Source organism: Mesotoga sp. UBA5825 (assembly GCF_002432955.1).
In the GTDB taxonomy this organism is placed as follows: Bacteria; Thermotogota; Thermotogae; order Petrotogales; family Kosmotogaceae; genus Mesotoga.
On record NZ_DJHG01000127.1, the window covers coordinates 1 to 6,453 of the forward strand.

Here is a 6,453-nt window from a genome sequence, read left to right on the forward strand (position 1 = left end):
CAGCCTTGCGTCCGCCGATGCTCTTCGGCGCCTTGCGTCTAATTTCAGCAGTGTCTTTTGAGAGGTTCTTCATGGAGCTTTGTAATCGTGGTATGTAACATATGTTACTGATGAAATCCGTTTCAGAGGATACGATCTATTTATAAGACATGGAGGTGAAGAAGTGAGCGAGCTCTTTAACAAAGAAGAATTCCTGAAAGGATTGATAAAGAGACTGCACGAAAATCCGGATAACATCGAGAGCATAAGGGGAGATTTCATGAAAGTTGTGAGGGAATTAACCCCCGTCGAAATCGCACAGTTAGAGCAGAAGCTCGTAGAAGAGGGGATGCCGCCCGAAAGTATACAGCTTATGTGCAACGTTCATCTCGACGTATTTAAGGAGGCGTTGGACGAAGACGATATCAATGTCGAGCCCTGGCATCCTCTCCACATTCTGATAGAAGAGCATAGAGACATTCTTAACAAGTCTAAGGCGCTGCGGGATGTCGCGTCCAAGATCGGCAGAGGGAAGTATGGAGAAGAAGAGGTGAAGCGACTATCTTCGCTGATTGATTACTTTGAACTTGTTGAATCGTATTTCTCTAAAGAAGAGAATGTCCTTTTCCCGTATCTTGAAAGACACGGCCTCGTTCAACCACCTGCGATAATGTGGAAGGAACACGATGAAGTGAGAGAACTGAGGAGGAAATTAGGAACTGCAATCAGGAATCTGAAGGATGGGCAAAGCAATACAAACGAATTGGCAATAGGTATTTCGGAGATCTTTTCAAACCATATCTATAAGGAACACAAGATACTTTTCCCCTCTTCGCTCAAACTGCTTTCCGAGAAAGAGTGGGAGGAAGTCAGAACTCAGTTCGACGAGATTGGATACTTCGCTTTCGAGCCAATGCCATTTGCTCCATCGGCGGCCGAACCTGAAGAGCAGAGTGTCGAAGGCCTTGTGAATCTGGGAAGCGGTTTCTTGAAAGTCGACCAGCTCAGGATACTTCTTAACAACCTTCCATTTGACATTACTTACGTTGACGAAGACGATGTAGTTCGATATTTCAGCGAAGGAAGGGAAAGAATATTCACAAGGACGAGAGCGATAATCGGCAGAAAGGTTCAGAACTGCCATCCTCAGAAGAGTGCCCATATTGTTGAGAAGATTCTTTCTGACTTCAAGAGTGGAACAAGAGACGTTGCTCAATTCTGGCTTAACCTCGAACCTAAAATGGTTCATATAAGATACTTTGCGTTGAGAGACAACGACGGGAAGTACGCGGGTACGCTCGAGGTCACTCAGGAGATATCTGAAATCAGGGCACTTGAAGGCGAGAAGAGGATCTACGATCCTCTGGACTAGCAAAGGCGAAATTCGAAAACCAGGCGCAGATATTGTAGAATAGAGTGTACCTACAGTAATCTTCAATTTTCTTTCGGAGGTAATACGATGATTCGCAGAGAGATTGGAAATACGGGAGAGAAAGTATCTGCCCTGGGATTCGGTTGTATGAGACTCCCAACGCTCGACGAGCAGTCTATAGATGTTGAGGAAGCTACGAGAATGCTTAGGTTCGCTATCGACAATGGTGTTGACTATGTCGACACCGCCTGGGGATATCATAATGGCCAGAGCGAACCCTTTGTCGGACATGCTCTTCAAAATGGCTACAGAGAGAAGGTTCATCTTGCAACCAAGCTTCCGAGTTGGTTGATCAAGAGCAGGGAAGACATGGACTACTATCTCAATGAGCAGTTGAAGCGTTTGAGAACTGACGTGATCGACTTCTACCTAATACATTCCCTAAACAAGAGATTCTGGAAGAATCTCACGGAACACGATATCTTCGATTTCATGGATTCCGCCCTTTCCAGCGGAAGAATCAAACATATCGGGTTCTCTTTTCACGACACTGTAGATGTTTTCAAGGAGATCATCGATTCCTACGATTGGGAGTTTTGTCAGATTCAGTACAACTTCCTGGATACAGAGCATCAGGCGGGCTTTGAAGGCCTGAAATATGCGGCCGGTAAGGGGATAGGAATCGTTGTTATGGAACCTCTTCGTGGAGGGAAGCTCGCATCAAATGTACGGGAGGATATCCTTTCAATTTGGCGGTCTACAGGGATTGAGAGATCGCCTGCCGCCTGGGCGCTTAGATGGGTCTGGAATGATCCTGCCGTCGGTGTTGTGCTCAGCGGGATGTCGAACATGGATCAGGTTAAGGAGAATATTGCAACGGCCAGAGAGGCTCTTCCCGATTCCTTATCTGCTTCAGAACTTGCTATCGTCGAAAGGGTCAGCGAAGAATACAAAAAGAGTATAAGAGTGAACTGTACCGGCTGCAATTATTGCATGCCATGCCCTAACGGTGTGGCGATTCCAAGTTGTCTGGAGTTCTTCAATGATGCATACATGTTTGACAGCATCGAGGACCACAAGAATGCCTATTTGAGATTTATCAAGGAAGAGAGTAGAGCCTCGAACTGCATCGAGTGTGGACGTTGCGAAGAGCTCTGTCCTCAGGGAATTCCGATAATCGAGAGTCTCAAGGAAGTTGCTGCGCTCTTCGAATAGGGTTACCGTTAGAGAAGCCACCTGTTTCTTATAGAGCTGCTATTTTCCTTACGGGTGCTATATAATTGTGCCGTATTCATACATCCAATTGAAACCTTTCGGGGAGGTAGTTGTTTATGACTGGAATAATACTTGCTGCTGGTCAGGGAAAGAGAATGAAGTCAAGACTTCCAAAAGTTATTCACAGGATCATCGATAGACCTATGATCAATTGGGTTGCCGCTTCCCTGAGAAGGGCAGGCGTAGACAGGATAGTTGTCGTAACGGGTTTTGAAGCGGATAGAGTAGAAGCTGTCCTCGATGAAGATGTTCTCTCTGTCAGGCAGATCCCTCAGCTTGGCACCGGGCATGCGGTTATGACGGCGGCCGAATACCTCGATGACGAAGAGGTCGTCGTTTTGGCTGGAGACGAACCTTTGGTGAGAGTTTCCACTCTGGAAAAGCTAATTTTGACTAGAAGAAATGGTGATTATGATGTTGTCTTTCTCACTATGAAACCTGCAGATCCCACCGGCTATGGAAGAGTCGTGAAAACCGGAGACAAGATCAGAGTAGTTGAACACAGGGACGCCGATCAAGAGACGAGAAAGATAGATGAAGTGAACACGGCAATTTACGCGTTTAAGGGAAGCTTTCTCAGAGATGCAGTTAAAAGATTGTCTAACGACAACGATCAGAAGGAGTACTATCTTACCGACACGGTGGCGATGGCTGAAAGGGCAGATACTATCGTTGTAGAAGATACCGATGAAGTTCTCGGCGTAAACGACAGAATTCAGTTGGCCGAAATAACCAGAATAGCTAAGAAAAGAATAAACGAAGAACACATGAGAAACGGAGTGACGATGGTCGATCCGGAGACGTGTTATATTGGTCCGGACGTTGAAATCGGTATTGACTCGGTAATTGAGCCTATGGTCTTCATAACCGGAAAGACCCGTATCGGCGATAACTGCTTGATAGGTCCGATGACAAGAATCGAGAATGCGATCGTTGAAGACGACGTAGAGATAATTCGCTCCGAAGTAGACTCCGCAGAGATCCGTTCTGGAGCTAGAGTCGGTCCCTTTTCAAGGTTGAGGCCGGGAGCCATTGTGATGAACAATGCTCATGTAGGTAATTACGTCGAGCTCAAGAAGACGGTTCTCGGGAAAGGGTCGAAGGCCCAGCATTTGACCTATCTAGGCGACACGAATGTAGGAGAGAATGTCAATATTGGCGCAGGTACGATCACCTGTAACTATGACGGAAAGAACAAGCATAAGACGGAGATTTGTAACGGCGCCTTCATAGGCAGCAACACATCTCTGGTCGCCCCGGTGAAGATAGGCGAACGCTCTGTAACCGCTGCCGGCTCAGCTATTACTGAAGATGTTCCACCTGACTCGCTTGCGTTCGGCAGAGCCAGACAAGTCGTGAAAGAAGGAAGATATCCAAAAAATAGAGGGCAGGAGGAGAAAAACTGATGCCGTACCAGACGAACGAGATGAAGGTTTTCGCCGGTTCTGCGAGTCTTCCGCTAGCCGAAAAAATCGCGAAACACCTTGGAATCAGGCTTGGAGATTGCAGAACAAAGAGGTTCTCCGACGGGGAGATTAATCTGAAGATCGATGAGACGGTTAGAGGTCATGACATCTTCATTATCCAGTCAACCAGTAGTCCGGCCAACGAGAACTTTATGGAACTCCTTATTATGATCGATGCTTTTAGACGTGCTTCGGCTCATTCAATTGCCGCGGTGATTCCTTACTATGGTTACGCACGACAGGACAGAAAGGCGAGAGGCCGAGACCCGATAACAGCAAAACTTGTCGCGAATCTTCTCACAACGTCTGGGGCGGGAAGACTGATAACTATAGACTTGCATGCAGAGCAGATACAGGGTTTTTTCGATATTCCCGTGGACAATCTCTGGTCATTTCCTGCATTTCTGAAGTTCTTCAGTGAAGGTGCGTTTAATAGAGACGAAATGGCAGTGATCTCGCCTGATATCGGCGGAGTCAAACGTGCCAGCAAGTTCGCTGCGAAACTTNNCGATTCTCGACAAGAGAAGACCGAGGGACAATGAGGCCGAAATGGTTCACATAATCGGCGATGTCGAGGGAAAGACAGCAATAATCTTTGATGATATAATTGACACCGGTCGTTCACTGGTAGAGGCAGCCAAGATGCTAAAATCCAACGGCGCGAACAAGATATATGCTTGTGCGACTCACGGGGTCTTCTCCGGCGATGCGAAGAACATAATTGCAGACTCGGAGATCGAGAAGGTCTTCATCACAGATACGATATTCCACGACGATCTTCCCGAAAACATATTGATGCTGTCGATTGCACCGCTTCTGGCAGAAGCGTTGACCCGAGTCAGAAAGAATCTGTCGGTGAGTATTTTGTTCAGATAGAGGAGGGAAACAAATGCACGAAATTAATCTCGTTGCTGAACCCCGCAACGGTGAAGTGAAAGCAAAGAACCTGCTTATTGAGGGCAAGATTCCTGGAGTGATTTACGGGGCAGAAATGGAGACTATTTCCATTAGCCTGGATAAGGTTGAGGTTTTGAGAATCATGAAAAGAGTAGCGGAGACATCTTCGATCGTTCTTACTCTGGATGGAAAGGAATACCATGCCTTCCTGAAGGGAGTGCAGAGAGACAAGGTTACTGACTCGGTTATTCATCTCGACTTCTTTGTTCCTTCCAGTGGTCATAAGATGGAACTCCGTATTCCGATCAGGTTGGTAGGCACACCGATGGGAGTAGAAAAGGGAGGAATAGTTGATCATATCGTCAACGAGCTTCCGGTTTCCGTTCTTCCGAAAGATATCGTGGAAGAGATTGTCGTTGATGTGAGTTCATTAGACGTTGGTCATGTTCTAAGAGTAAAGGATCTGGACATCCCTGAGGGAATAAAGCCCTTGCTTGACGACGAAGATGCAATTATGCTGATAGCGCTTCCAAGAGTTGCAAAGGAAGTTGAAGAAGAGGAAGCAGAAGAGCTTGAGGAAGGCGTTGAGCCCGAAGTAATCAACAAGGGAAAGAAAGAAGAGGGAGAAGAGGAATAAAGAGTGTTTCTCTTTGTTGGACTGGGAAATCCTGGCCCACGTTATGCGCTCACGAGACATAACGTGGGTTTTCTATTCGTTGATCAAATGATCAAACAAGGGCTTAGAAAGACTATTCAGAAGAGACTCTACGATGCTTATCTTCTTGAGGGGCAGACGAAGGTATATGTAGCGAAACCTCTCACCTTCATGAACCTAAGCGGTGTCGCTGTAAGATTACTCATGAAGGATATCAACTTCAGCGAAGGCGACACGTTGACTCTTGTGTATGACGATGTGTGGATCCCTCTTGGAAGAATAAGAATAAGAGAGAACGGCTCAGATGGCGGCCACAACGGCGTGAAGTCCGTCATTTCGGAAATTGGGACAAAGGAATTCCCGAGAATCAGAATCGGTGTTGGGCCGCTTCCGGAACATGGAGACATGGTCGACTACGTTCTCGGGAAATTCAGCGATGAAGAGTACGCCAAAGCAAGCAAGGCTGTAGATCTTGCGGTTTCTGCTGCGAAAGACTTGATCGCTGGCGACATACGAAAAGCAATGTCGTACTACAATGGCCTGGAAGCTACTTGACATTAGCAGACACATCATTATCCACATCATCTTTTCTTGAGTTCGATCATCTTATTCCTTAGTTCCAGAATCAGTCATCATTACCAAATTGACTCGATTTAATGCACTTCTGCGTACTTGATCTTTAGTCCCCGCTTGGGCATCGGGGAGTAGGCTCTTGCGAGAATAGACACTGACCGGTTCCGTATGAACCGCTGAACGCCTTGAGGAAACGTCCTCCGTAAGCCGTCCAAGAGCGAGGATCCGTTCACCGA

General features: G+C 46.7%; 5 protein-coding genes and 1 pseudogene. All 6 read left to right on the forward strand.

Going from position 1 to position 6,453, the window contains the following annotated elements:
* Window positions 1–163: 163 nt before the first annotated feature.
* The 6 genes and pseudogenes from B3N33_RS12235 (at window position 164) to pth (ending at window position 6,199) form a co-directional block, all read left to right on the forward strand.
* Entirely contained in the window at window positions 164–1,351 is a 1,188-nt protein-coding gene (locus B3N33_RS12235; protein ID WP_292593499.1) for a DUF438 domain-containing protein, read from the forward strand.
* Window positions 1,352–1,438: 87 nt separating this feature from the next.
* Complete coding sequence (locus B3N33_RS12240; RefSeq protein WP_214060580.1) at window positions 1,439–2,566, forward strand: aldo/keto reductase; 1,128 nt, start codon at window positions 1,439–1,441, stop codon at window positions 2,564–2,566.
* A 116-nt stretch (window positions 2,567–2,682) separates the two neighbouring features.
* Window positions 2,683–4,032: a bifunctional UDP-N-acetylglucosamine diphosphorylase/glucosamine-1-phosphate N-acetyltransferase GlmU gene (glmU, locus tag B3N33_RS12245; RefSeq protein WP_292593500.1), complete on the forward strand. Its 1,350-nt coding sequence runs from the start codon at window positions 2,683–2,685 to the stop codon at window positions 4,030–4,032.
* Window positions 4,032–4,968: pseudogene (locus B3N33_RS12250) on the forward strand (ribose-phosphate diphosphokinase). Before glmU ends, B3N33_RS12250 begins: the two are co-directional and overlap by 1 nt.
* A gap of 13 nt (window positions 4,969–4,981) precedes the next feature.
* Window positions 4,982–5,626 (forward strand): 50S ribosomal protein L25, encoded by a 645-nt coding sequence (locus B3N33_RS12255; RefSeq protein WP_292593501.1) that lies wholly within the window; start codon window positions 4,982–4,984, stop codon window positions 5,624–5,626.
* A 3-nt stretch (window positions 5,627–5,629) separates the two neighbouring features.
* Window positions 5,630–6,199: an aminoacyl-tRNA hydrolase gene (gene pth / locus B3N33_RS12260; RefSeq protein ID WP_214060576.1), complete on the forward strand. Its 570-nt coding sequence runs from the start codon at window positions 5,630–5,632 to the stop codon at window positions 6,197–6,199.
* Window positions 6,200–6,453: the final 254 nt, after the last annotated feature.